The sequence below is a fragment of the Mycobacterium sp. D16Q13 genome, from assembly GCF_002013375.1.
Lineage (GTDB): Bacteria > Actinomycetota > Actinomycetes > Mycobacteriales > Mycobacteriaceae > Mycobacterium.
In genome coordinates this window covers 19,901-44,569 of sequence record NZ_MAEW01000017.1, presented here as the reverse complement: position 1 = coordinate 44,569, position 24,669 = coordinate 19,901, and the positions used below count along the sequence as shown (strand labels likewise).

The 24,669-nt window shown below is 65.7% G+C and carries 23 protein-coding genes and 1 tRNA gene; 13 read left to right on the top strand and 11 right to left on the bottom strand.

Features of this window, described 5'->3' with window-relative positions:
- Positions 1–29: 29 nt before the first annotated feature.
- From pth to B4400_RS17950, 3 genes are all read right to left on the bottom strand, one after another.
- Entirely contained in the window at positions 30–596 is a 567-nt protein-coding gene (gene pth, locus B4400_RS17960; protein ID WP_078310581.1) for an aminoacyl-tRNA hydrolase, read from the bottom strand.
- A gap of 27 nt (positions 597–623) precedes the next feature.
- A complete protein-coding gene (locus B4400_RS17955) occupies positions 624–1,277 on the bottom strand; it encodes a 50S ribosomal protein L25/general stress protein Ctc (RefSeq protein WP_078310147.1) in 654 nt (217 codons plus the stop codon).
- A gap of 178 nt (positions 1,278–1,455) precedes the next feature.
- Positions 1,456–2,340 carry an oxidoreductase gene (locus B4400_RS17950; RefSeq protein ID WP_078310144.1) on the bottom strand — a complete coding sequence of 295 codons (885 nt, stop codon included), beginning with the start codon at positions 2,338–2,340 and terminating at the stop codon, positions 1,456–1,458.
- A gap of 40 nt (positions 2,341–2,380) precedes the next feature.
- Here B4400_RS17950 and B4400_RS17945 point away from each other — a divergent pair, with 40 nt between their 5' ends.
- Complete coding sequence (locus tag B4400_RS17945; RefSeq protein ID WP_170915051.1) at positions 2,381–3,559, top strand: erythromycin esterase family protein; 1,179 nt, start codon at positions 2,381–2,383, stop codon at positions 3,557–3,559.
- Here the strand turns inward: B4400_RS17945 and B4400_RS17940 are convergent.
- The 4 genes from B4400_RS17940 to B4400_RS17925 all read right to left on the bottom strand — a co-directional run bounded on the left by B4400_RS17940 (position 3,546) and on the right by B4400_RS17925 (position 6,925).
- A complete protein-coding gene (locus B4400_RS17940) occupies positions 3,546–4,226 on the bottom strand; it encodes an LpqN/LpqT family lipoprotein (protein ID WP_078310141.1) in 681 nt (226 codons plus the stop codon). The two genes, B4400_RS17945 and B4400_RS17940, sit on opposite strands and share 14 nt — an antisense overlap.
- Complete coding sequence (locus B4400_RS17935; RefSeq protein ID WP_078310138.1) at positions 4,219–5,205, bottom strand: ribose-phosphate diphosphokinase; 987 nt, start codon at positions 5,203–5,205, stop codon at positions 4,219–4,221. Before B4400_RS17935 ends, B4400_RS17940 begins: the two co-directional genes overlap by 8 nt.
- 183 nt (positions 5,206–5,388) lie before the next feature.
- Positions 5,389–6,837 carry a bifunctional UDP-N-acetylglucosamine diphosphorylase/glucosamine-1-phosphate N-acetyltransferase GlmU gene (gene glmU, locus B4400_RS17930; RefSeq protein WP_078310136.1) on the bottom strand — a complete coding sequence of 483 codons (1,449 nt, stop codon included), beginning with the start codon at positions 6,835–6,837 and terminating at the stop codon, positions 5,389–5,391.
- 16 nt (positions 6,838–6,853) lie between these two features.
- A tRNA-Gln gene (locus B4400_RS17925) sits at positions 6,854–6,925 on the bottom strand.
- A gap of 151 nt (positions 6,926–7,076) precedes the next feature.
- On the opposite strand from B4400_RS17925, the gene B4400_RS17920 reads away from it, so the two are divergent.
- The 6 genes from B4400_RS17920 (at position 7,077) to B4400_RS17895 (ending at position 9,499) form a co-directional block, all read left to right on the top strand.
- A complete protein-coding gene (locus tag B4400_RS17920) occupies positions 7,077–7,670 on the top strand; it encodes a TetR/AcrR family transcriptional regulator (RefSeq protein WP_070936308.1) in 594 nt (197 codons plus the stop codon).
- A 128-nt stretch (positions 7,671–7,798) separates the two neighbouring features.
- Positions 7,799–7,978, top strand: coding sequence for a hypothetical protein (locus tag B4400_RS17915; protein WP_078290626.1), 180 nt, complete (start codon positions 7,799–7,801; stop codon positions 7,976–7,978).
- 94 nt (positions 7,979–8,072) lie between these two features.
- Positions 8,073–8,369: a hypothetical protein gene (locus B4400_RS17910; RefSeq protein WP_078310577.1), complete on the top strand. Its 297-nt coding sequence runs from the start codon at positions 8,073–8,075 to the stop codon at positions 8,367–8,369.
- A gap of 102 nt (positions 8,370–8,471) precedes the next feature.
- A complete protein-coding gene (locus tag B4400_RS17905; protein ID WP_078310133.1) occupies positions 8,472–8,711 on the top strand; it encodes a hypothetical protein in 240 nt (79 codons plus the stop codon).
- A 129-nt stretch (positions 8,712–8,840) separates the two neighbouring features.
- Positions 8,841–9,110, top strand: coding sequence for a hypothetical protein (locus tag B4400_RS17900; RefSeq protein ID WP_078310130.1), 270 nt, complete (start codon positions 8,841–8,843; stop codon positions 9,108–9,110).
- 89 nt (positions 9,111–9,199) lie between these two features.
- A complete protein-coding gene (locus B4400_RS17895) occupies positions 9,200–9,499 on the top strand; it encodes a hypothetical protein (protein WP_078310128.1) in 300 nt (99 codons plus the stop codon).
- 28 nt (positions 9,500–9,527) lie between these two features.
- Here the strand turns inward: B4400_RS17895 and lysA are convergent, their stop codons facing one another.
- Complete coding sequence (lysA, locus tag B4400_RS17890; protein WP_078310125.1) at positions 9,528–10,874, bottom strand: diaminopimelate decarboxylase; 1,347 nt, start codon at positions 10,872–10,874, stop codon at positions 9,528–9,530.
- Between the two features lie 107 nt (positions 10,875–10,981).
- Here lysA and mfd point away from each other — a divergent pair, with 107 nt between their 5' ends.
- The 4 genes from mfd to efeB (B4400_RS17870) all read left to right on the top strand — a co-directional run bounded on the left by mfd (position 10,982) and on the right by efeB (B4400_RS17870) (position 19,023).
- Complete coding sequence (mfd, locus tag B4400_RS17885) at positions 10,982–14,635, top strand: transcription-repair coupling factor (RefSeq protein ID WP_078310122.1); 3,654 nt, start codon at positions 10,982–10,984, stop codon at positions 14,633–14,635.
- A complete protein-coding gene (locus tag B4400_RS17880; protein ID WP_078310119.1) occupies positions 14,632–15,615 on the top strand; it encodes a nucleoside triphosphate pyrophosphohydrolase in 984 nt (327 codons plus the stop codon). The genes mfd and B4400_RS17880 overlap by 4 nt, the downstream gene beginning before the upstream one ends.
- Before the next feature lie 109 nt (positions 15,616–15,724).
- A complete protein-coding gene (gene efeU, locus B4400_RS17875; protein ID WP_078310116.1) occupies positions 15,725–17,779 on the top strand; it encodes an iron uptake transporter permease EfeU in 2,055 nt (684 codons plus the stop codon).
- A gap of 17 nt (positions 17,780–17,796) precedes the next feature.
- Complete coding sequence (gene efeB, locus B4400_RS17870; protein WP_078310114.1) at positions 17,797–19,023, top strand: iron uptake transporter deferrochelatase/peroxidase subunit; 1,227 nt, start codon at positions 17,797–17,799, stop codon at positions 19,021–19,023.
- Here the strand turns inward: efeB (B4400_RS17870) and efeB (B4400_RS17865) are convergent.
- The 3 genes from efeB (B4400_RS17865) to efeU (B4400_RS17855) are packed head-to-tail and all read right to left on the bottom strand — an operon-like array spanning position 19,020 to position 22,328.
- Positions 19,020–20,291: an iron uptake transporter deferrochelatase/peroxidase subunit gene (gene efeB, locus B4400_RS17865; protein WP_078310112.1), complete on the bottom strand. Its 1,272-nt coding sequence runs from the start codon at positions 20,289–20,291 to the stop codon at positions 19,020–19,022. The genes efeB (B4400_RS17870) and efeB (B4400_RS17865) overlap by 4 nt on opposite strands.
- Positions 20,272–21,426: an iron uptake system protein EfeO gene (efeO, locus tag B4400_RS17860; protein ID WP_078310109.1), complete on the bottom strand. Its 1,155-nt coding sequence runs from the start codon at positions 21,424–21,426 to the stop codon at positions 20,272–20,274. Before efeO ends, efeB (B4400_RS17865) begins: the two co-directional genes overlap by 20 nt.
- Positions 21,423–22,328: an iron uptake transporter permease EfeU gene (gene efeU, locus B4400_RS17855; RefSeq protein ID WP_078310106.1), complete on the bottom strand. Its 906-nt coding sequence runs from the start codon at positions 22,326–22,328 to the stop codon at positions 21,423–21,425. The genes efeO and efeU (B4400_RS17855) overlap by 4 nt, the downstream gene beginning before the upstream one ends.
- 221 nt (positions 22,329–22,549) lie before the next feature.
- On the opposite strand from efeU (B4400_RS17855), the gene B4400_RS17850 reads away from it, so the two are divergent.
- Both B4400_RS17850 and eno read left to right on the top strand, forming a co-directional pair.
- A complete protein-coding gene (locus B4400_RS17850; RefSeq protein ID WP_078310574.1) occupies positions 22,550–23,269 on the top strand; it encodes a lytic transglycosylase domain-containing protein in 720 nt (239 codons plus the stop codon).
- Between the two features lie 83 nt (positions 23,270–23,352).
- Entirely contained in the window at positions 23,353–24,645 is a 1,293-nt protein-coding gene (gene eno, locus B4400_RS17845) for a phosphopyruvate hydratase (protein WP_078290586.1), read from the top strand.
- Positions 24,646–24,669 lie beyond the last annotated feature (24 nt).

Sequence of the window (24,669 nt, the reverse complement as noted above, 5' to 3'; positions counted from 1 at the left end):
AGGAGACCATAGCGGGGCCATCCGGACGTCTAAGTCCAGGCATGCACCTGATTCTGTGCTGCCTCCAGGCCCAGGCGGATCAGGAGCTCGGTGGCATCGACACCCTGCTCACACAGGAGGGGAACCTGTTCGGTCTCCGCCTTGGCGAAATTCTCCAATACGAACGTGGCCGGATCCTTGCGGCCGGGAGGACGCCCGACACCCAGGCGGACCCGCAGATAGTCCTTGGTGCCCAGCGACTGGGACACCGAGCGCAGCCCATTGTGGCCCCCCTCGCCGCCGCCGCGCTTGAGTCGCACCGTGCCGAAATCGAGATCCAGTTCATCGTGCATCACGATGACGTTGCCCGGGGGAACCGAAAAGAAGTGGGCCAGCGCGGCCACCTGTGGGCCGGAGGTATTCATGAACGTGCGCGGCTTGGCCAGATTCACGGCCCGGCCGCCGAGGCGAATCGTCGTCGCCTCGGCGCCGGACTTCTTGTGCGGCTTGAATGTCGCGCCGTCCTTGGCCGCCAACAGGTCGGCAACCATGAATCCGAGGTTGTGCCGGGTCTTGGCGTAGGTCGGCCCGGGGTTGCCCAGGCCGACCACCAGCACGGCATCGTCGGATACGTCGGGCACGTCTTACTCCTCGGAGGAGCCCTCGGCGGCCTCGTCCGCGGCGGGAGCCTCGGCAGCACCTTCGCCGCCGCCACCCTCGGCGTCCATCTCATCGGCGGTCGGGGCCGCGACGACGTTGATGACCAGGGTCTCGGGATCGGAGATCAGGGTCGAGCCCTTGGGCAGCTCGATCGATCCGGCGGTGATCTGGGTGCCCGCGGCAAGGCCCTCAACCGACACGGTGAGGAACTCGGGGATCGACAGCGCCTCGGCCTCGATCTCCAGGGTGTTGGCGTCCTGGGTGACCAGGGTGCCGCTCTCGGCGTCGCCCTCGATGTGGACGTTCACCTCAACGGTGACCTTCTCGCCCTTGCGCACGACCAGCAGGTCCGCGTGCACCAGGTTGCGGCGGATGGGGTGAATCTCGATGGTCTTGGTGAGGGCCAGCTGCTCGCGCCCCTCGATGTCCAGGGTCAGGATGGCGTTGGTGCCGGTGTGGCGCAGCACGGCCGCGAAATCGCGGGCCGGCAGGTTCAGGTGCTCGGGGGTGGTGCCGTGGCCGTACAGGACCGCGGGAACCAGGCCGTCACGGCGCGCGCGGCGCGAGGCGCCCTTGCCGGTGTCCGTGCGGACGGTGACGGTGAGGTTATTGCTGGTGGGGGTGTTCTTCTTGGACATTTGGTCTACTCCTTGCGTTTCGTTAGGCACGGCGCAGGGAGGACATCCGGGGCGGAGGCCCCGATGAGTACAAGATTCCCGTCGATAACGGTGGGAAGACCCACCCTCGCCGTGACAGCCCGCTCAGAGTAGCCGAGCACGCGCCCGAAAGGCCAATCAGCTCGGGTGTCAGTGCTGGTCAAAGGGCAAAGGAAACCCCGGTGAGCTGCTCGGACAGGTCCCACAGGCCCTTCGCGCTCTCGGCGTCCTGTGCTCTGCGGCTGCGGCCCACCGGCTTGGGGTAGCCCTTGGCCTCGAACGGCCCGTCCGGCCCGATGTATGTGTCACCCGGCAAGTCTTGGGATGCGGCGTACAGCGCCGGGAGGGCGCCATGTGCGGCGTCCTGTGCGAAGAGGTTGCCGGTCTTCAGCGCGATCTCGAAGAGCGGATTCCCGCTGTGCGACTGCAGCTCGGTGGCGGCCACACCCGGATGGACGGTCAGAGCGCGGACCGCTGATCCGGCCGCGCTCAGGCGGCGCTGCAATTCCTTCGTGAACAGCAGGTTGGCGAGCTTGGATGCGCCGTACGCCCCCGCGCGGGTGTACCCGCGGCGCTCGTAGTTGAGGTCGGCCAGGTTGATCTTCCCGGCACGGTGGGCGACGGATGCCACCGCGATCACCCGGTCGGTGATCTTGGGCAGCAGCAGGTTCGTGAGCGCGAAGGCGCCGAGATGGTTTGTGCCAATCTGGCTTTCGAAGCCATCGGCGGTCTTGGCCTGCGGCACCATCATGATGCCGGCGTTGTTCACCAGGATGTCGACGGCTTCGACGGTATCGGCGAAGGCGCGCACCGAAGCCAGGTTGGCCACGTCGACCTGTCGAACCTCGGTGCTTCCGGTGATGGTTGCTTGGGCGGCCTTGCCCTTCTCGGTGTTGCGCACGGCCATCACGACATGGGCACCCACCCTGGCCAGCTCGCGTGCGGTCTCCAGGCCGAGTCCACTGTTGGCTCCGGTGATGATGACGGTGCGGCCCTCGAATGACGGCAGTTCTGCAGCGGTCCATGTGGTCGTCGACTTGGTCACGGGGGCTGACCCTAATGGCCAAGGCCGATACCGTCGAGGTGTGACTTTTGAGGTAGACATCGACGCCTTCCTTTCGGGGCTGAGCACCCCGCCCCGCCTGCTCGGCATCGGCGAACCCACCCATGGACCGCAGGAGTTCGGGCATCTGCGCAATCGGCTGCTTCGTCACCTGGTGGCCGAGCGCGGTTTCCGGTCGGTCGCGGTGGAGAGTGACGCTGTGGCGGGGTTCGCCGTCAACCGGTATGTGACGACAGGGGAGGGGACTCTCGAGGACGTGCTCGATGCCGGGTTCAGCCACGGCTTCGGCGCCTACGCGGCTAGCCGCGAGCTGGTCGAGTGGCTGCGCGACTGGAACGTCGGCCGAGAACCCGGCGAGCAGGTGCGGTTCTACGGTTTCGACGCCACCACCGAGATGATGGCCTCACCGAGCCCGCGCGACACCCTTCTTGCGGTGCACAGGTATCTGTCAACCGGTGGTGCCGTCCTGCCATATTCGGAGGACGTGATCACCGATCTGGTGGGCGACGATGCCGCCTGGTCTCACCCGGACGCCATGATCGATGCCGCGGTTTCCATCGGGCGATCGGCTCCGGCACGCCAATTGCGGCTGATTGCCGATGAACTCGTGGTCGCATTGGAGAGGTACGCCCCGGCATTGCGTGCCTCAACCTCGCCAGAGCAGTTCTGGCAGATGTGCACTGTCGCCCGTGCGGCGGTCGGCCTGCTGCGGGCGCATTTCGCGATGGCCGACCCGGGCCCGTCCCGGATGTCCACCATGCTGGGTGTCCGGGATGCGCTCATGGCCGAGAATCTGGAGGCGATCGCCGACGCCGAGATACACAGCGGCCCAACGCTGGTGTTCGCCCACAACGGGCATCTGCAGCGACATCAGACCACGGTGTCCATGGGCTCCGTACAGTCCAGCTGGTGGTGTGCCGGAGCGCTGGTCGCCTCGGCGGGCCGCGTCCCGTATGCGGTCATCGCGGGCGATTTCGGCACCCATGAGTCCGCGGACATCGGTGCGCCGCATGCCGACACCCTGCATGGATGGATGTGGAGCTGGGGCCCCGACCGGATCCTCTTCCCTGTCACCGAGATTCCCGGCGGATTGTCGCCCCGGCAGGACGTGCCGCCGCGGTCCGGGTGCTACCCGGTCGATCCCGCTGACGTAGAGGGCGTGGACGCCATCGCGTTCATTCGGAGTCTTACCGCTTGGTGATCTTGAGGCCCTCGGTGAGGGTGGCGACATCTTTGGACAGTGCCGCGGACTGCGCCTCGGTGGTGGTCACGGTGAGCTGCACGAGGTAGTTCAGCGACCCGTCCGGCACGATGACGTCCCGGTTCCACGAGTGCACCCGCACGTTCTGGTTGTCGTAGATGCTCTCGATAGCGGCCGACGGATATCCCTGGAAGTCGTCCAGGGATGAGGTGATCTTCTGAAAGTTCTGGGTGTTCTCCGCATCGGAGAAGCCGTGTTCGGTGATTGCCTTGCGGGCGTCCAAGGGGCCGTCCAGCTTGATGAGGTAGATCACCGCACTCGGTGTCCGGCCCTGATCGGCTCCGCTGGGTTTGTCGCTGATCAGGTAGGCGGGATCGAGCGAGCCCAGGTTCTCCCAGCCCTCGGGCAGCGGGACCTCGACGCGCACGTTCGCCGGACTCGCCGGGGACACCGGGACGACCGTGACGCCAACGCTTTGCAGGTAGTCGTTCATCGACAGCGGCGTGGCGGTAGGAGGGGCCGTGCTGCTCGATGGCGAGCTGCTCGGTGTGGTGCTGCCTGACGTCGGGCTAGGTGATGAAACGGCTTGTGGTTCGGGTTGTTTCGAGTCGCATCCGGCCGTCGCGAGCGCCATCAGGCACCCGGCGACCAGCGCGGCGCTACGCATTCCCGTCGAAAAGTCCTGTTACCGAACCGTTTTCGAAAACCTCGCGGATGGTGCTGGCCAGCAGCGGCGCGATCGACAGCACCGTCAGCTGCGGGAAGCGCTTCTCCTCGCCGATGGGCAGTGTGTTGGTGACGAGCACCTCGCGGGCGCCGCAGTTGGCCAGACGCTCGGCGGCGGGGTCGGACAGCACGCCGTGGGTGGCGGCGATCACGACGTCCTTGGCTCCGGCCTCGTGGAGCAGCCCGACCGCTCCGGCGATGGTGCCACCGGTGTCGATCATGTCGTCAGTGATGACGCAGGTCTTGCCGGTGACGTCACCGACGACGCGGTTGGCCTTGACCTGGTTGGGCACTCGCGGGTCACGCGTCTTGTGAATGAAGGCCAGTGGCACACCGCCGAGCGAGTCGGCCCACTTCTCGGCGACGCGCACGCGCCCGGAGTCGGGGGAGACCACCACGACGTCCTCGCCGTTGCTCACGTAGTGCTCGGCGATGTATCCGCACAGCAGCGACTGGGCCCGCATGTGATCCACCGGTCCGTCGAAGAAGCCCTGGATCTGATCGGTGTGCAGGTCCACCGTGACGATGCGATCGGCGCCGGCGGTCTTGTACAGGTCGGCTACCAGGCGGGCCGAGATCGGCTCGCGGCCGCGGTGCTTCTTGTCTTGGCGCGCATAGGGGTAGAACGGCAGGATCGCGGTGATCCGCTTGGCGCTGCCGCGCTTGAGGGCATCGATCATGATCAGCTGTTCCATCAGCCAGGTGTTCAGCGGTGCCGGATGCGATTGCAGGACAAACGCGTCGCAGCCGCGCACTGACTCCTCGAACCGCACGAAGATCTCGCCGTTGGCGAAATCGCGGGCGGTCTGAGCGGTCACCTCGACATCGAGTTCCTTGGCGACCTGTTCGGCCAGTTCAGGGTGCGCGCGACCCGAGAACAGCATCAGATTCTTGCGGTTATCCGTCCAGTCGGTGCTCACGGCGCAGCTAGTCCTCTTGGGTTGGTAATTTTGGGCTTTGCAACGACGGGGCCGGGTTCCGTCCCGTCGGGGTAATCGTACGGACCTTTCCCTGGTGACTGGGAGCGGGTTGCCGGAATTTGAACGCGAGATGGCCAAACCCGGCATTCGCCGGGCGTGAGCAGCGGTGTTCCCACCCGGCGATCAGGAATCCCTGGACGCTTCCTCGGCGGCCTTGGCGGCGTCGCTTCCCGGGCGCTTCTGCGCCACCCAGCCTTCGATGTTGCGTTGCGGACCGGCCGACACCGCCAGCGCGCCCGGTGGCACATCCTCGCGGATGACCGTGCCGGCGCCGGTGTACGCCCCGTCACCGACGGTCACCGGGGCCACGAACATGGTGTCCGAACCGGTCTTCACGTGCGAGCCAATCACGGTGCGCCGCTTGGTTTCTCCGTCATAGTTGACGAATACGCTGGATGCTCCGATGTTGCTGTGCTCGCCTATGTCGGCATCGCCCACATAGGTCAGATGCGGCACCTTGGTGCCGCGGCCCACGGTGGAATTCTTGACCTCCACAAACGCGCCCAGCTTGGCGCTCTCGCCCGTCACTGTGCCCGGCCGTAGGTACGTGAACGGCCCGATGACCGATCGCGCGCCGATGGTGGACCCCTGGCCATGGGTGCGGATGACTGTCGCCGAGTCGCCGACCGTGACGTCGATGAGCGTGGTGTCGGGGCCGATGTGGCAGTGGCTGCCGATGACGGTCTGCGAGTGCAGTTGGGTGCCGGGCGCGATGGTCGCGTCTTGACCGATTCGGACATCGACGTCGATCCAGGTGCTGGAGGGGTCGACGATGGTGACCCCGGCGCGCTGGTGGAAGCGGATGATTCGCCGATTCAGCTCGGCGCCCAGTTCGGAGAGCTGTACGCGATCGTTGACGCCGGCCACCAGTGCGCTGTCGTCAACATGGTTGGCGTGCACCACTTTTCCGCTCTGGCGGATGATCGACACGGCATCGGTGAGATACAGCTCGTGTTGTGCGTTGTTGGAGCGCAGCTGAGACAGCGCGGCATGCAGCGGCCCGATGTCGAAGGCGTAGACCCCGGCGTTGACCTCACCGATGGCGCGTTGGCTGTCGGTGGCATCGGTCTGTTCGACGATCGCGATGACCTCGCGGTCCTGTGTGCGCAGGATGCGTCCGTAGCCGGTGGGATCGGCCAGGGTGGTGGTCAGCAGGGTGGCGGCGGCCGGTTCGGATGTGTGCCGGCTGATCAGTCCCGCGAGGGTGTCGCCGTCGAGCAGCGGGATATCGCCGGACGTGACGACGACGGTGCCGGTGAAGTCCGCGGGTAGCGCCTGCAGGCCGCACGCCACGGCGTGCCCGGTGCCGAGCTGCTGCTCCTGCACGGCGACGCCGATCGTGCGGTGCAGCGACTCGGCGAGGATTTCGACGGCGGTGGCAATGCGTTCACGATCGTGTCCCAGCACGATCACCAAGTGGTCGGGATTGACGCTGGCCGCGGCATGCACCGAGTGCGCCAGCATCGAGCGGCCGCCGAGGGTATGCAGCACCTTGGGGATGTCCGAACACATACGAGTACCGGCACCCGCAGCCAGCACGATTACTGCGGTCCCAGCGGAATTGCCTGGCATTTCCTACTCCCTACTGCTCCGTCGCCAGGACTCGAACCTGAACTATCTGAACCAAAATCAGAGGTGCTGCCGATTACACCACGACGGACTGTTACAGAATGAAGACTGTAGTCGACCAAGGAGCGAGGCTTGCCCGAGCGACATTAGGTCCACAAGCTCGGTTATGCGACCGAGGAAAGTGATGGCACATGGCGGTACCTAGTAGGCCGGATGGCCCCGGGCGGACTCCTCGCGTCCGGATGGCCGGCACTGAGCGCCGCCGCCAGCTGATCGATGTCGCGCGGTCGTTGTTCGCCGAACGCGGGTATGAGGCCACCTCTATTGAGGAGATCGCGCAACGCGCCGGGGTGTCCAAACCGGTCGTCTACGAGCATTTCGGTGGCAAGGAGGGCCTTTACGCCGTTGTGGTGGATCGTGAGATGTCGGTGCTGCTCGACGGCATCACGTCGTCGTTGACGAGTTATCGCTCACGGGTGCGGCTGGAGCAGGTGGCGCTGGCCCTGTTGAGCTACATCGAGGACCGCACCGACGGGTTCCGGATCCTGATCCGGGACTCACCGCCCGGGGTGAGCTCGGGGACGTATTCGAGTCTGCTCAACGACGCGGTCAGCCAGGTGTCGAGCATCCTGGCGGGCGATTTCCAGCGCCGTGGCCTGGACGCCGAGATGGCACCGCTCTACGCGCAGGCGCTGGTGGGTCAGGTGTCGATGACGGCCCAGTGGTGGCTCGATGCCCGGGAGCCCAAGAAGGAAGTGGTGGCGGCGCACATCGTCAACCTGTGCTGGCATGGCTTGAAGCATCTGGAAGCAGATCCGCAGCTACATGAGGAATGACCCGTCAGGCAGGAACATCTGCGCGCTCCGCACCGTTTGACCTAACGAGTGGTTCGGATGGGAGGTGGTCGGTCGTGACAGCGATTCGCCTCGTTCTTGGCGTCGCGGCCGCGCTCGCGGTTGCCGTCATGGGTGCTCCCACTGCGGCCGCGGACAACTGCAGCGGCCCCCTGACCGCACGGGTGTGTGTGAAGCCGGGCAACGCCGAGTTGCATTCCACGCCGAACCGGGAGTTCATCCCGGACGTTCCGCAGGCATCGCCGTGGCTCGTCGTCGGGGGTACCGGCTCGGGCATCTGGATCCCGTGACAGAACCGGCGGACAGGGCCGAACCAGTGCGTGACATGCGTCGATCACCTAGAATTTAACTTGTTGGGGTTGACCACAGGATGAGGTGTTTGTCATGACGTCAGTAGTTGTGCGATGGGCAGTGATCGGTGCTGCCGCGGCCGCGTTGGGCGCCTTGCCTGTGTCGCTGGCCTCCGTTGCCGCGGCCGATCCGCAGTGTGCGGACCCGGCCATGTGTCAATCCGAGCCGCCTAACCCCGAGAATTGCAATGGCGGACCCGACGACATGGTGTGCACCCGTGCGGGAGACGCGGAACTGCACTCGTCGCCGAACCCGGCAGACATCCCACCGGTACCGCAGGCCGAGACTCCGCCCTGGATGGTTTTCGGTAACCCCGGTATGGGTCACTAGCAGGTCGGTACCGGGACAACACCCCTTGGTAATTGCTTTCGGATCCTAACGAGTCTAACGTTGACTTGTTAGCGAATCTAAGCATTAAAGGGGTGTTGTTCCGTGCCTGGGCTTCGATACGCCGTGGCGGTGGCAGCGACGGGTCTACTTGCGGCGGTTCCTGTTGGCATTGAGGCGACGAGTCCGGCGGGTGTGGCCCTTGGCGGCCATGGGCACTGCGCGCAGCCCCGGACGGGTTCCGAGGTGTGCATAACGCCTGGTGACGCCGAGCTACGATCGTGGCCGGATCCGGCCGACCTGCCGACTCCGCCCGACGTTCCGGTGCGTCCCGACAACCTCTGAATGGCTGCCCGGGAACGCGCGTGCGTAATTCTGGCCGATAGGTTCGGAAAAGCTGTGAACTAGCTGTATGACGTGCGAAAAGCGCCTAAAGTCAAACCCTGGGGTTGATGGATAGGCGAGGTGCTTGTCATGACGTCAATACTGATGCGATGGGTGGTGGCAGTCGCGGCGGCAGCAGCGCTGGTCGTCATGCCCGCGGTACTGGCCCCGGCGGCGGGGGCAGAGCAGCCGTGCGCGGATCCGGCGATGTGTCAGGCGCCGACTCCCGCGGCTCCGGTGCACGAGGACGCCGAATTGCACTCGAAGCCAAATCCGGCGGACATCCCGCAGGCTCCCCAAAGCGGCATGCCGCCCTGGCAGATGATCAATGCTCCCGGAGAGGCGCGCAATCACCCCTGAGTCATGGCGTGGTTGGCAGTTAGCTGTGAACTGACTGGGAAAATGCCGGTCCGATGGCGACGTGAGGCAGGCGGACCTATCGTCTTCTTATGATGTTTGTGCTGGTACGGCGTGCGGCGCTGCTGGTGGCGGCGGGTGTCACCATCGGTACGCCGTTGGCTTTGGGCGTATCTCACGCCGATCCCCCGTGTGCGCCGGGTGCGGCCGCCTGCGCGCTGCCCACAGCGGTCGTTCCGCCGGCCGGAGCGCACGAAAAGTGCAGTGCGCCAAAACCGGGTGAGGAGGTCTGCTCCGAACCCGGTGACGCCGAGCTCCACTCAACCCCTACGGCCCACATCCCTGCGCCGCCCCTGACGGTGGCCCCGACCAAGAGCGGCGCCGCGCTGTAGGCGAACGAGCGTAAGGGCCGTTGTTGCCCTACTGCGCGCCGCAGTCTCGTGACAGCAGATCGGCGATGGTCTCGCGGCGTACCAGCTCACGCACCCGTCCATCGCGGACCGCGAGCACCGGGGGACGTCCGACCAGGTTGTAGGACGAGGCCATGCTGTGGTTGTACGCACCGGTGCAGGCCACGGCCAGCACGTCGCCGGGGCGTACATCCGAGGGCAGGCTGACATCGCGGGCGATCTCGTCGCCGGATTCGCAGTGCCGCCCGGCCACGGTCACCAGCTGCGGTGGCGCAGACGGATGCCGATTGGCCAGAGCCACACTGTATTTCGCGTCGTACAGCGACACGCGGGGGTTGTCGCTCATGCCGCCGTCGACGGCCACGAAGGTGCGTCCGCCGGGCTGGGTCTTGACCGACACCACCCGGTACAGCGTCACTCCGGCGCGCGCGGAGATGGCGCGACCGGGCTCCACCACGATGCGCGGGCGTGGGAAACGCTCAGCCGCGCAGGCGGCGTCGAGGGCGTCGTCGATGAAATCGGCCAGTTCGGCCAGGTCGAGTTCGGGATCACCCGAGCGGTAGGGCACACCGTGGCCGCCACCGATATTGAGTTCACTCAAGATCACGCCGTGTTTGGCCCGGATATCGGCCATCGCTGCGATCATGCGGCGGATGGTCTCGCCGTAGAGCGCGCAGTCGGTGACCTGCGAGCCGATATGGCAGTGCAGGCCCACCAGGTTCAACAGGGGTTGGTCAAGAACGCGGCGGGCGGCTTCGGTGGCATGCCCGCCGTGCAGCGGAAACCCGAATTTCTGGTCGGTGACGCCCGTCGTCACCGCGGCATGGCCGTGGATGTCGATATCGGGGGTCACGCGCACCAGCACTCGCTGGCGCTTGGACAGCCGGGTCGCCAGGAACATGATCTCGGTATAGGAGTCCACCACGATCCGGCCCACACCCACTGCGGCTGCGTCACTGAGTTCATCAGGGGTCTTGGCGTTGCCGTGCATGATGATTCGTTCCGGATCGAAACCGCCCGCGAGTGCGGTCGCCAGCTCACCGGAGGAGCAGACGTCCAGCGACAGGCCCTCCTGCGCCACCCAACGCGCGACATCGGCGGTCAGCAGTGCCTTGCTGGCATAGGCGACCTCGATCTCGCGCAGGGTGCTGCGATAGCGACGGGCGCGGTAGCGGAAGTCTTCCTCGTCAAGTACGTACGCGGGGGTGCGGAATTGGTCGGCGATTTCCGAGAGCGCCGTCTCTCCGACGCACATCCGGCCCTGCTCGTCCAGGTGTGTGGTGACCGGCCATACGGCTGGGTCGACGCGTGGGCGCGCCACGTTATGTAAGGACGGCAGGAGGTCCAGAAGTGTCATGCATCCACCGTGCGCCTGTGGCGATCGCATGCGGAGTTTCTTGACGTGGCCTTGACGGAGATGGGCCGGATATTGGCGAGATCTGGGCGCCGTAGAATGAGCAGACCATGACTGTGACTGCCCCGCCTCTCGCCGGGGTGATCCGGACAGCCTTGCGGGATCCCGCATTCGATGTTCTTGCCCCGGCCATCGCCGCCAAGACCGGCCTTGATCTGACGGCACCGTCGTGTGCCCGCGCATTCGTCGTGACTGGTATCGCCGACGCGAGCAATGCACCCGTCTTGGTTGTGACGGCCACCACCCGGGAGGCGCAAGACCTCGCCGCCGAGCTGCGCGACGTATACGGCGATGCGGTGACGCTGCTCCCGTCCTGGGAGACGCTTCCGCATGAGCGGTTATCGCCCGGTGTCGACACCGTGGGTGCGCGGCTGCAGGTGCTGCACCGGCTCGCGCATCCGGAGGATGCCCGGATGGGGCCACCGCTGCGGGTCGTGGTCACCACGATTCGTTCGCTGCTGCAGCCGATGTCTCCCGGTTTGTTCGATCTTGAGCCCGTGGAGCTCACGGTCGGCGCCGAATCGGATTTCGACGGATTGATCGCCCGCCTGGTCGAGCTCGCCTACACCCGGGTGGACATGGTGGCGGGCCGTGGTGAGTTCGCGGTGCGCGGCGGCATTCTCGACGTCTTCAGTCCCACCGCAGACCATCCGGTGCGCGTCGAGTTCTGGGGCGACGAGGTCAGCGAGATGCGCTATTTCTCGGTCGCCGACCAGCGATCGATCCCCGAGCTGGAGGTCACCTCCGTGCTCGCGATGCCCTGTCGCGAACTGCTACTCACCGCGCAGGTGCGTGCCCGTGCCGCTGAACTCGCCGCGGTGGCAAGTGCCTCCGCAGAGGTGCCCGATGAGCACCGGATCGGGACCGGAGTGGGGGAGATGCTGGCCAAGCTGGCGGACGGTATCTGCGTCGACGGGATGGAATCTCTGCTGCCCGTGCTGCATTCGGGTGAGCTCACCATGCTGGTCGACCATCTGCCCGATAGCGCTCCCGTGTTGGTCTGTGATCCCGAGAAGGTCCGCACTCGGTCGGCCGACCTGGAGCGCACCGGCCGTGAGTTCCTGGAGGCCTCCTGGTCGGTTGCCGCGATAGGTGCAGATGCGCCGATCGATATTGCCGCACTGGCCGATTCGGGGTTCAGGGAGCTTGATGACGTCAAGCACACCGCCGATGAGGCCGGACATCCGTGGTGGTCGCTGAGCCCGCTGAGTATGGGTGACGACAAGTCCATCGAGCTCGCGGTACGCCAGTCGCCATCCTCGCGCGGTCACAAGGAGGGCGCCGCGGAGATTTTCGCGATGCTGCGCGCTCATGTGATGACGGGTGGACGGGCGGCCGTGGTAGCCGCCGGTGCGGGCACCACCCACCGGATTATCGAGCAGCTGGCCGAAACGGAAACGCCTGCGACACTGCTGGAGCCGGGAGCCGAGCCCGCCGAGGGAGTGGTCGGAGTCCTGCGCGGTCACCTCACCGATGGCGCGGTGCTTCCGGGGGCCAATATCGTCATCGTCACCGAGACTGACCTCACCGGCAGTCGCGTGGCGGCCACCGATGGCAAGCGGCTACCAGCCAAGCGCCGCAACCAGGTTGACCCGCTCGCCCTCAGCGCCGGCGATCTGGTGGTTCACGATCAGCACGGCATCGGGCGATTCGTCGAGATGGTGGAACGCACCGTCGGCGGAGCCCGCCGGGAGTATCTGGTGCTGGAGTACGCGTCGAGCAAGCGCGGAGCCGCCGCCGGTGGGCAGAGCGATCGCCTGTATGTACCGATGGATTCCCTTGATCAGCTGTCCCGGTATGTGGGTGGTGAATCGCCCGGCCTCAGTCGCCTCGGGGGTAGCGACTGGACTAACACGAAGACCAAGGCGCGTAAGGCTGTTCGCGAGATCGCCGGTGAGCTCGTCGCGCTGTACGCCGCTCGCCAGGCCGCACCCGGGCATGCCTTCGCGCCGGACACTCCGTGGCAGCGGGAGATGGAAGACGCCTTCGGCTTCGTCGAGACCGTCGATCAGCTGACCGCCATCACCGAGGTGAAATCCGATATGGAGAAACCGGTCCCGATGGACCGGGTGGTGTGCGGCGACGTGGGCTACGGCAAGACCGAGATCGCGGTGCGGGCGGCGTTCAAGGCCGTCCAGGACGGTAAGCAGGTCGCGGTGCTGGTGCCCACGACACTGTTGGCCGACCAGCACCTGCAGACCTTCACCGATCGCACCGCGGGATTCCCGGTGAAGGTGGCGGGCCTGTCCCGATTCACCGATCCGGCCACCTCGAAGCTGGTCATCGAGGGAATGGCCGACGGCTCAGTCGATATCGTGATTGGCACCCATCGTCTGCTGCAGACGGCTGTGCGGTGGAAGGACCTCGGTCTGGTGATCGTCGACGAGGAGCAGCGCTTCGGCGTCGAACACAAGGAACACATCAAGGCGCTGCGCACCCATGTGGACGTTCTCACCATGAGCGCCACCCCGATCCCGCGCACCCTGGAGATGAGCCTGGCCGGCATCCGGGAGATGTCGACCATCCTCACGCCACCGGAGGAGCGGTACCCGGTCCTGACGTACGTGGGCCCGCACGACGACAAGCAGGTGGCGGCGGCATTGCGCCGTGAGCTGTTGCGCGACGGACAGGCGTTCTACGTGCACAACCGGGTGAGCACCATCGACAGGGCCGCGGCCCGACTGCGTGAGCTGGTGCCGGAAGCCAGAGTTGTTGTGGCGCATGGTCAAATGCCCGAGGAATTACTGGAGCGAACCGTCGAGGGGTTCTGGAACCGGGAGTACGACATCCTGGTGTGCACCACCATCATCGAGACCGGGCTGGACATCTCCAACGCCAACACACTGATCGTGGAACGGGCCGATATCTTCGGACTGTCGCAACTGCATCAGCTGCGTGGTCGCGTCGGCCGCAGCCGGGAACGTGGGTATGCGTACTTCTTGTATTCGCCCGAGGTGCCGCTGACGGAGACCGCGTACGACAGGCTCTCGACCATCGCGCAGAACAACGATCTGGGTGCCGGTATGGCCGTGGCCATGAAGGATCTGGAAATTCGTGGCGCGGGCAACGTGCTCGGCGTCGAGCAATCCGGTCACGTCGCCGGGGTGGGTTTCGATCTCTACGTCCGGCTTGTCGGCGAGGCTGTCGAGGCATACCGCGCGGCCGCCGACGGGAAGACGGTGCAGACCGCGGAGGAGCCCAAGGAGGTGCGTATCGATCTTCCGGTCGACGCGCATCTGCCGACGGACTACATCGGCAGCGATCGGTTGCGCCTCGAGGCATACCGCAGGCTGGCGGCGGCCGGGGACGCCGCGCAGATCAATGCGGCCGTGGAAGAGCTGATCGACCGTTACGGGCCGCTGCCGCTTCCGGTGCAGCGACTGGTTGCCGTGGCCTCGCTGCGGTTGCTGTGTCGCGAGATGGAAATCACCGATCTTTCGGTGGCCGGCACCAATATCCGGATACAGCCGCTACCACTGCTGGATTCGGCGCAATTGAGGCTCAAACGTTTACACCCGGCGGCTCAATATCGCGCGACGACTTCCGTTGTCCAGGTTCCCATCCCGCGCGCCGGCGACGGGGGTGTGGGATCGGAGCGGATCCGTGACCTGGAGCTCGTGCATATGATTGTTGATCTGCTGCTGGCATTGTCGGGGCGTCCCGCGGGCAGTGTTGATATAACACGAGTGGAGGTGAGCAAATGACCGTCATCCTTGTGGACCCACGCCATCCGTCGATGGTCCCGGTCGAGGCGGTTGGTTTGCTCGCCGGTGATCTGCAGTACACCGAGGAGCTCCCGGTCCGGCTGGCGTGGTCGCTGTCGACCGCGCGTCCGGTGTACATCGGAGAGGATGCCCCCGCGCTGTTGTCCTCGGACCGCGATCATCCGGAGGTGAAGGCGCGGATCGGGGCAGGGGCCAAGGTCATCGCGCCGCCGGTGCGTCAGGGCGAGAAGCTCATCGACGCGGTGGCGGTGATGGACCGGCTGCGGACGAACGGCCCGTGGGAGAGCACTCAGACCCACGATTCCCTGCGCCGGTACTTACTCGAAGAGACCTACGAGCTGTTCGATGCCGTGCGCACCGGTGATGTGGACGAGCTCCGCGAAGAGCTGGGAGACGTACTGCTGCAGGTGCTCTTCCATGCCCGCATCGCGGAAGACGCCCCGGAGCATCCATTCAACATCGACGATGTCGCCGAGGCGCTACTGAACAAGTTGGGTAACCGCATTCCGGTAATACTCGGCGCTGGTGGGGATTCCAGCTCGATCTCGCTGGAAGAGCAACTGGCGCAATGGGAAGAGCGCAAGGCGCAGGAGAAGGATCGCGACTCGTGCCTGGACGGTGTGTCCAGTAGCCAGCCCGCGCTCGCACTTACTCAGAAGGTGCTGGGCAGGGTGACGGCTGCGGGGCTGCCCAAGGAGTTGATCCCGGCGCAGCTGCTGTCGGTGACCATTGAACTCGAGGGCGACGCCGAGAACCAGTTGCGTGCAGATGTTTTGGAGTTCATGGACACCGTGCGCCGCGCCGAGAGAGCCATTCTGGCCGGGCGGCGCGGTGAGGATGTCGCCGCAGGGTTGGCCAGCACGGACCTGCGCGGTGTGGACGGCGAGGAGTGGCGCGAACATTGGCTGCGTAATCCGGTTGAGGCGTCTGCCGACGACGCCGATGCAGAGTCGGTGTAGACCCAGACGGTAGCTACGTCCGCGCCGGACGGGCCTTTGTGCCCGGCTTCGCGGGACTATGGTCCGCACAGCATTTGCACAGCATTTAGGTACGCCATACCTTATCTAGGTGGTCTTATCGGATGCGGTTCCCAATCTGCTTATAGGCCTGAGGGAGGGCCTGGAGGCGGGGCTCGTGGTGAGCATTCTGCTTGCCGCTGTCCATCGTTCACCGCTGGCGGCCGAGGGGCGCCGGGCCACCGCCCCGGTATGGCTGGGCGTGCTCGGTGCACTCTCCGTGTCGGCCAGCTTCGCGGCGGTGCTCAACTCCACGACCAGCTCGCTCGGTGCACATGGCCAGGACGTGGTGGGCGGCGTACTCAGCATCCTCGCCGTCGGATTGGTCACCGCGATGATCTTCTGGATGTCGCGCACCGCCGCCAGCCTGTCTGGCGAGCTGTCCGGGAAGGTTGAGCACGCCCTCATCCTCGGTGCGGGTGCGCTGGCGCTGACGGCGTTTTTGGCTGTAGCCCGCGAGGGACTGGAGACAACGCTGTTCTTCTGGACCGCGGCCAAGGCGGCGGGGGAGACCACCGGACCGGTGATCGGCGGTGCGATCGGGCTGGCGATCGCGGTGGCGCTGTGCTGGCTGCTGTATCGCCGCGCGGTCAAGCTCAACCTCAGGGTGTTCTTCACGCGTACGGCCGTGGTGCTCATCGTGATCGCCGCGGGCATCCTTGCGTATGGCATCGGCGACCTGCAGACCGCGGGGTGGCTGCCCGGGCGGGCCTGGTACGCATTCGATCTGAGCCAACACATTTCAGCGGACTCCTGGTGGGTCACCATTGTCACGGGCATCACTCAGCTCACCCCGCGGATGACCGTGCTGCAGGTGGTGGCGTGGGCTGGGTACCTGATATTGGTGATACCTCCGTTCTTACGGGTGTCACGCCAAAACCATTCGCCCACGGGCGCGCCGGAAACGGACGGGGAACCGTCGGCCTTCGCCCGGCTGATTGGGCAGCGTCCGCTCGCGGTTGCCGCGGCCATCGTGGTGGTGCCGGTACTCGCCGCGGCCGCGGTGATCGCGATTCTGCCGTCCGCCGATCGCGATGCCGGTACGCAGGTGACCGTGACTGCCACGGGGTGCGCGGAGGACTGGAAGTCCGCTGGCACTGGAGTGCAGACATTCTCTGTCGTGAACAAGTCGGGTAAGACCGGTGAGATCAACCTGGTGGATGGCAGCAACGGCGTGGTGGCCGAGATCGAAACTCTCGGGCCGTCTACTAGCTCCACGATCACCGCAACGCTCTCTGACGGGACGTACACGTTCGCGTGTCTGATGGCCGGAGAGCCGGTCAGGTACTCCGCGCCCCTGCAGGTCAGCGGGAACGCCGTTGCTGATGCGCCCCGGCCTGTCGTCAGGGTGACCGAGGACGACCTCAAGCCGCCGATGGAGGCCTACCGGCGTTACGCCGATAATCTCTTGGCTGCACTGGGCGCCCAGGCGCGGGCACTTCGTACCGACCTTGCCGCGGGAAACGTCGAAGCGGCTAAGAAGGATTGGACGCCGGCGATTCTGACCTGGAATCGGATCGGTGCGGCGTATGGCAGTTTCAAGGACTATGGGGACGCCATCGCCGGGCTGCCGCACGGGCTCGCAGAGGGAGTGCACGATCCCGACTTCAAAGGCTTGCGCCGCCTGGAGTACGGGCTGTGGCATGGGCAGCCCGCGTCCACGTTGGTGCCGGTGGCAGACGAATTGGTGTCCACTATCGACACGCTGCGTGCGCATCTGGCGGACGTGATGACCGAACCGGCCGATCAGACAAAGCGCCCACACGAAATCCTCGAGGACACCTTGCGATTCCAGCTGATGGGTTACACGAACCAGGGGGCGGGCACCGAGTATCCGGAGGCGGCGGCCGCGGTCGAGGCCACCCGGGCGGTACTGGGTCAGTTCTCCGCGCTGATCAATGCGCGTGATCCAAAACTGTTGGGAGAAATCAATTCCCAGCTAGAGATTCTTGACGCAGCACTCAGGGCAACGCAGCAAGGGGGTCGCTGGCGACCGCTTGTCCAGGTGCCGCTGGCCGGCCGCCAGGCGGTGGATGCCGCGCTAGGGCAAGTGCTTGAGACGCTTGCCTCGGTACCGCTGCTTATCGAACTCCCGCCGAGCCGTTGACCAAGGAGTCGCGCAATATGGATGTCAACCGCAGGAATTTCCTACGCGGCGCTGCCATCGGTGCCGCAGGCACCGCGGTAACGGGTGCGGTGATCGTCAAGGGTGCCGAAGTCGACGCGAACGCGGCGGCCGTAGCCGTACCGCCGAGTCGATACCCCTTCCACGGGGCCAGGCAATCGGGAATCCTCACCCCGGTTCCCGCCGAGAAACAGAATTTCGCCTGCCACGTGGCCTTCGACGTGACGTCGAAGAACAGGGATGCGCTGGCTGCGGCCCTCAGGAAGCTGACCGAGCGGGCGCGGTTCCTGTGTACCGGTGGCACCCCGCCCGAGCTGGGTGTGGGGCAACCGCCCGCGGACAGCGAGGTGGTCGGGCCTGTGGTCGAGCCCGATGGGCTGACGGTAACGGTGGCCGTCGGGCCGAGCCTGTTCGATACCAGATTCGGGCTGACCGACCGTAAGCCTGCCAAGCTCAAACCAATGACGGTGTTCCCCAATGATTTTCCCGAGGCGGCGTGGTCACACGGCGATCTGTTGGTTCAGCTGTGCGCCCACAATCCCGATACGGTGCATCACGCGCTGCGTGACATCACCCGTGCGGTGCGCGGCGATCTGCAGATGCGTTGGCGGATTGAGGGGTACAACTCGCCGCCGCGTCCGTCGGGAACGGGCCGCAATCTGTTGGGCTTCAAGGACGGCACCGCCAACCCGGTGTCCGACGATGCCGAGAAGCTGATCTGGGTGGGCCAGGGTGAGCCGGCCTGGACCGCGGATGGCACCTACATGGTGGTGCGCCTCATCCGGATGCTCGTGGAGTTCTGGGACCGTGTCTCCATCAATGAACAGGAGCGGATGTTCGGCCGCCGGCGCGATAGCGGCGCACCGCTGGACGGCAACAACGAGTTCGACACCCCCAACTACGCGACTGATCCCGAAGGTCAGACCATTCCTCTCGATGCGCATATCCGGCTGGCTAATCCGCGCACCACGGAGACAGACAGTCAGCGGTTGGTGCGGCGCTCCTATAACTACGACCTGGGCGTGGATCTGAACGGGAACATGCAGTCGGGCCATGTGTTCGTCTGCTTCCAGCAAGATCTGGAGCGCCAGTTCGAAACCGTACAGAACCGGTTGAACGACGAGCCTCTCGTCGACTACGTACAGCCGTTCGGTGGCGGGTACTTCTTCGCGCTGCCCGGTGTTACCGATGAGAACGACTGGTACGGAAGGGCCTTGCTCAGTTAGCCGAAGAGTGCCTGACCCCAGTACTCCTTGGGGCCCAGCCCCGGCGGGCAGGCGAAGAGGGCCGAGCCGGTATGCAGGATGTATTCGTTGAGGGCGTCCTCGGTGGCCAGCTTGCGCTGCATCGGGATGAACTGGGTCTGCGGATTGCGCACGAAGGCGATGAAGAACAGTCCCGCGTCCAGATGTCCGAAGCCGTCCGATCCGTCGGTGAAGTTGTAACCGCGACGCAAGATCTCGATACCGCCCAATTCCTCGGCGGAAGCCAGCCGCACGTGCGCGTCCACGTCGAGCAGCGGTTCCCCGTCGGACTTCTTACCGCTGAAGTCGATGGCCGCGAACTCGTCGGCCTGCCCGATGGGCGCGCCGGATCCCTTGGCGCGCCCGATGACTCGTTCCTGCTCGTTGAGTACGGTGCGATCCCAGCTCTCGATCAGCATCCGGATGCGCCGTGCCACCAGGTAGGTGCCGCCCGTCATCCATTCGGGGTTGTCGCCCTTGGCCACCCAGACACTGGTGTCGACCTTCCCGGTGTCTTCGGCCTTGATATTGCGGGTTCCGTCCTTGAACCCGAACAGGTTTCGCGGTGTCACCTGCGACCGGCTGGTCGAGGAGGTGCGGCCGAATCCGAGCTGCGACCACTTGACTGCGACGGTTCCGAAGCCCACCCGCGCCAGGTTACGGATGGCATGCACCGCGACTTGAGGGTCGTCGGCGCAGGCCTGAATACAGATATCGCCGCCACAGCGGGCGGGGTCCAGCTTCTCGTTACGGAACTTCGGCAGCTCCTGCAACGGGGGCGGCAGCTTGTCGGCGATGCCGAACCGGTCCACCCCGTCCTTGCGGAAGAATGAGGGCCCGAACCCGATCGTCAGGGTCAGCGCGGAGGAGGCCAGGTCCAGCGCCTCGCCCGTATCCGTTGGTGGGGCATAGGGATTGCCGTCTACCGCACCACCGGGTGTGGTCTCCTGCCCCTGGGACATCCGCTCGGCCATGTCGGTCCACTGGCGCAGCATCGCCTGCACCTCGCCGCGAGTGGCGTTGGGCATCACGTCGAAGGCGCAGAAATGCATCCGGTCCTGTGCCGGGGTGGTGATCCCGGCCTGGTGATCGCCCCGGAACGGGACCTTGACGTTGACCGGCCCGGTGCTGGCCGCGCTCGCCCGACCGCCCAGCACTCCCGCGCCCGCGGCCCCGGCGACGGCGGCGGTGACCCCCGCCGCGCCCAGCAGCTTGCGGCGGTTGAAACCACTACCGTCCGGCGATGACACCTTGGACCTCGCTGACCTCCTTGGACAACGCGTCGATGGCGTGTGCCAGCTCGATGCGCTGATCCTGGGGCACGGTGTCGTACAAGACGAATCCGTCACCCTTGCGGTACTTGCCCAGTAGCGTGTCGACTTCCTTGAACCGCTTGTCGATCGCCTGCCCCAGTTCGGGCTTGCGCTCATCGAGGATCGGCCGCACGGTAGCGATCGCGTTCTGCGAGCCGTCGACGTTGGCCTGGAAGTCCCACAGGTCGGTGTGGCTGAACGTCTCTTCCTCACCGGAGATCTTCGTCCTGGCCACCTCGTCGAGTAGAGTCTGCGCTCCGCCCGCGATCTTGGTGGTGTTGATGTCGAAGTCCTTGGCGCGCACGCCGTCCGAGAGCTCCTTGATGTCCTTGAGCAGCTGATCGGCGATGGCGTCGGTGTCCGGCTGGAGGCCCGTCACCCACAGATCCTTCTCCAGCCGGTGATAGCCGGTCCACTTCTCGCCGGGTTGAAGATCGGCCTCGCGCAAGTCGATTCGCGGGTCCAGGTCATTGGGGAAGGCCTCGGCGACCGGCTCGATCCGCTCGTAGTACACCCGGCTGGTCGGATACTGCGCCTTGGCGGAGGCGATGTCCTTGGCCTTGACCGCGTCGACGAACTTGGTGGCGGATTCACTGAGGGCGTCCACCTGGCTGATCACGTAGCCGCGGTAGCGGTCGGTGGCATCCTTGAACTTGCCCTCGGCGTCCAGCTTCACCGCGGCCCCGGTGATCTTGAAGTCGCCGCGGATGCCGTCACCGATCATGCCCGGCTTGCACGCGGTCTGATACGTACCCGGCTCGGTGAACTGCACGATGAGCTTGCGGTTGATGCCCGAGCCGATGTTCTCGACCTCACCGAGCGCGCGGTCGCCCTTGTCGTAGACGTAGAACTCGGTGACCTTCGACCCGTTGTTAGTTACCTGGAAAGTGACTGGGCCCGTGGCGGCCTCGGTTTTGGAGACCTCGCAGCTGGTATCGGTGGCGGTCACGGTGATCTCCTGACCGGCACCGGCGGCACCGCCCTGCGCGGGCTCCTTAGGGGTGCAGGCCGCCAGGGTTGTACCGGTGGCCACCGCAAGTGCGGTGGACGCAAAGGCGAGCGACAGTCTCATCCAGCGGTCCTCTCGGGTTGGGGTTCAGTGGTGTTGATTTCTTGGGGCTTTTCTTTGGGCGGCAAGGCCACCGGGCGCAGGAAGAGACCGAGCACGATCACCAGGTAGATGATCCAGCCCGTGAGTTGTAGCACCGTCGGGGTCGGTGTCACGTTGAAGATCCCGCGCAGCAGCTCGCCGTACCAGGCGCTCCAGTCGAACCAGCCGGTGATGTCAAAGGCTTTGTGGGACAGACCCGGAAGCCATCCGACCGTCTGCAGGGCGCCGATGCCATAGGACAGGATGCCGGCGGCCACCACCACCAGAAAGGCACCGGTGTACTTGAAGAACTTGCTCAGGTTGATCTTGATCGCACCGCGGTACATGCCGTAGGACAACACGGCCGCCACGGCGACCCCGGTAACGAGTCCGGCTAGGGGCCAGGCGGTTCCGGCCTTGGCGTACCCGACCATGAACAGTGCGGTCTCGACACCCTCACGGCCGACCGACAGGAAGGCGACGGTCAGGATCGCCAATGAGCCCGTTTCCAGTGCCTGGGCCATACCGTGGCGCAATTCGCCGGCGATGCTGGCCGCTGCGGTGCGCATCCACAGCACCATGGTCGTCACGATGGCCACCGCGACCAGCGAGGCGACCCCGGCGATCGCCTCGGCGCCCAGGTCGCTGATGGTGTTACTGCCGAAATGGATCGTCACGAAGATGAGCAACGTCATCGCGATGGCGCCGGCGACGCCCAGCCACACCCACCGCAGCGCATCGCGGCGGTTCGACTTCACCAGGAACGCCACCAGGATCATCACGACGATCCCGCATTCGAGGCCTTCGCGCAGACCGATGAGGCCGCTGCTGAAGTATTGCGAGAAGCTTGTCGGCCCGTCGGCTAGGACGCCGATACTGCCCATGTCCAGGGTCCTTTTCCGTCATGTGACTTTGGCTAGCCAACGCTTGCCAAGGTGCGGCTGACCTTACCTGAACAGGGTGCTTGGAGGCGATGGCACGGCATCGGCTGCATTCGTGTGTGTCCAGGTCGTGCAACGATGGAGGGCAATCCATCGCACCGTCTAGGAGTTCCGTCGTGTCGTCCCTCGCCGTGCGCTCCCTGTCGGCGCGCTTAGTGCGAATTGTGCTCGTCGTCTCCACTTCGATGTTTCTGCTGGCAGCAGGCTGTTCCTGGCAGTTGGGCGGGCGCTCGCCGCTACCTCAGGGGGTGCCGCCGCCGACCGGAGATCCGGTTCCCGACATCGCAACGCCGCCCGCGCACATCCAGGGCCGGCCCGCCGACCAGCTCCGTGAATGGTCGACTCCGCGTGCCCAGAAGACGGGAATCCCGGTCATCGCGCTGGAGGCGTATGCCTACGCGGCCAAGGTTGCCGAGCAGGAGAACCCGCGCTGCAAGATCGCCTGGACGACACTGGCCGGAATTGGCACCGTCGAGAGCCACAACGGCACGTATCACGGCGCCCAGCTGCAACCCAATGGCGACGCACTGCCGCCGATCCGTGGAGTGCGCCTGGACGGATCCAACGGAAACCTGCGGCTACCGGACACCGACAAGGGTGCGTTGGACGGTGACGCGAACCAGGATCGTGCGATGGGACCCATGCAGTTCATCCCCGAGACCTGGCGTATCTACGGTGTCCGGGCCGCCGGTGAGGGCGACCCCAGCCCCGACAATATCGACGATGCCGCGCTGTCGGCGGCGGGTTACCTGTGCTCCCGCGGTGGTGACCTGAGTACCACCGAGGGCTGGATCAAGGCGCTGTGGGCCTACAACATGTCGGACGTGTACGCCGAGCAGGTACGGGACTGGGCCGCGGCCTACGCCAAGGGCGGCTCGCTGTAGCACTAGTCTGTACCCGATGTTCTTCGCCCTGAGCGGCTCATCCCCGTACGACGTCGGAACCGCAGCACACCAAAGGAGAGACAGTGCCGATTCTTGAGCAGGTAGGCGCCCGCGAGATCCTCGATTCACGCGGCAATCCGACCGTCGAGGTCGAGGTTGCCTTGACTGACGGCACCTTCGCACGGGCGGCCGTCCCCTCGGGCGCCTCCACCGGTGAGCACGAGGCCGTAGAACTGCGCGACGGCGGCGCGCGTTACGGCGGCAAAGGCGTCACCAAGGCCGTGAACGCCGTGCTCGACGAGATCGCCCCGGCCATCATCGGCGAGAGCGCCGATGATCAGCGCCTCATCGATCAGGCTCTGCTCGACCTTGACGGCACCCCCGACAAGTCGCGCCTCGGCGCCAACGCCATCCTGGGTGTCTCGCTGGCCGTCGCGAAGGCCGCTGCCGACTCGGCCGGACTGGCACTGTTCCGGTACTTGGGCGGCCCGAACGCACACATCCTGCCGGTGCCGATGATGAACATCCTCAACGGTGGGGCGCACGCCGATACCGGGGTCGATGTCCAGGAGTTCATGGTCGCGCCCATCGGCGCGCCGAGCTTCAAGGAGTCGCTGCGCTGGGGCACCGAGGTCTACCACTCGCTCAAGTCCGTGCTGAAGAAGCAGGGCCTGTCCACCGGCCTCGGGGATGAGGGTGGATTCGCGCCCGATGTCGCCGGCACCCGAGCCGCGCTGGACTTGATCAGCATCGCGATCGAGGCGACCGGCCTCAAGCTGGGCTCGGATGTGGCGCTGGCGCTGGATGTCGCGGCCACCGAGTTCTACAGCGCCGCAGACGGTTACAGCTTCGAGAAGGAGAAGCGCACCGCCGAGCAGATGGGCGCGTTCTACGCCGAGCTGCTCGACGCCTATCCGCTGGTGTCCATCGAAGACCCGCTGTCCGAGGACGACTGGGACGGATGGGTGGCGCTCACCACGGCGATCGGTGACCGCGTTCAGCTGGTCGGCGACGACCTGTTTGTCACCAACCCCGAGCGCCTGGAAGAAGGCATCGAGCGCGGTGCCGCTAATGCCCTGCTGGTCAAGGTGAATCAGATCGGCACCCTCACCGAGACCCTCGACGCGGTGACATTGGCGCACAGCAGCGGTTACAAGACGATGATGAGCCACCGCAGCGGCGAGACCGAAGACACCACCATCGCGGACCTGGCGGTCGCGGTGGGTAGCGGTCAGATCAAGACCGGCGCCCCGGCGCGTAGCGAGCGGGTGGCCAAGTACAACCAGCTGCTGCGCATCGAAGAGACGCTCGGGGATGCCGCCCGCTTCGCGGGCGACTTGGCCTTCCCGCGTTTCTCGATCGAGACGTCCGACTAGCGGACAAGCTGGCGGGCTGAGGCC

Excerpts from the sequence above, each read along its gene's own strand:
- B4400_RS17880 (WP_078310119.1), top strand. The coding sequence starts at position 14,632 with ATGACCGTCATCCTTGTGGACCCACGCCATCCGTCGATGGTCCCGGTC.
- mfd (WP_078310122.1), top strand. The coding sequence starts at position 10,982 with ATGACTGTGACTGCCCCGCCTCTCGCCGGGGTGATCCGGACAGCCTTG.
- B4400_RS17915 (WP_078290626.1), top strand. The coding sequence starts at position 7,799 with ATGGGTGCTCCCACTGCGGCCGCGGACAACTGCAGCGGCCCCCTGACC.
- efeB (WP_078310114.1), top strand. The coding sequence starts at position 17,797 with ATGGATGTCAACCGCAGGAATTTCCTACGCGGCGCTGCCATCGGTGCC.
- B4400_RS17895 (WP_078310128.1), top strand. The coding sequence starts at position 9,200 with ATGATGTTTGTGCTGGTACGGCGTGCGGCGCTGCTGGTGGCGGCGGGT.
- B4400_RS17940 (WP_078310141.1), bottom strand. The coding sequence starts at position 4,226 with ATGCGTAGCGCCGCGCTGGTCGCCGGGTGCCTGATGGCGCTCGCGACG.
- B4400_RS17910 (WP_078310577.1), top strand. The coding sequence starts at position 8,073 with ATGACGTCAGTAGTTGTGCGATGGGCAGTGATCGGTGCTGCCGCGGCC.
- efeU (WP_078310106.1), bottom strand. The coding sequence starts at position 22,328 with ATGGGCAGTATCGGCGTCCTAGCCGACGGGCCGACAAGCTTCTCGCAA.
- glmU (WP_078310136.1), bottom strand. The coding sequence starts at position 6,837 with ATGCCAGGCAATTCCGCTGGGACCGCAGTAATCGTGCTGGCTGCGGGT.
- lysA (WP_078310125.1), bottom strand. The coding sequence starts at position 10,874 with ATGACACTTCTGGACCTCCTGCCGTCCTTACATAACGTGGCGCGCCCA.
- efeO (WP_078310109.1), bottom strand. The coding sequence starts at position 21,426 with ATGAGACTGTCGCTCGCCTTTGCGTCCACCGCACTTGCGGTGGCCACC.
- B4400_RS17900 (WP_078310130.1), top strand. The coding sequence starts at position 8,841 with ATGACGTCAATACTGATGCGATGGGTGGTGGCAGTCGCGGCGGCAGCA.
- B4400_RS17955 (WP_078310147.1), bottom strand. The coding sequence starts at position 1,277 with ATGTCCAAGAAGAACACCCCCACCAGCAATAACCTCACCGTCACCGTC.
- B4400_RS17920 (WP_070936308.1), top strand. The coding sequence starts at position 7,077 with ATGGCCGGCACTGAGCGCCGCCGCCAGCTGATCGATGTCGCGCGGTCG.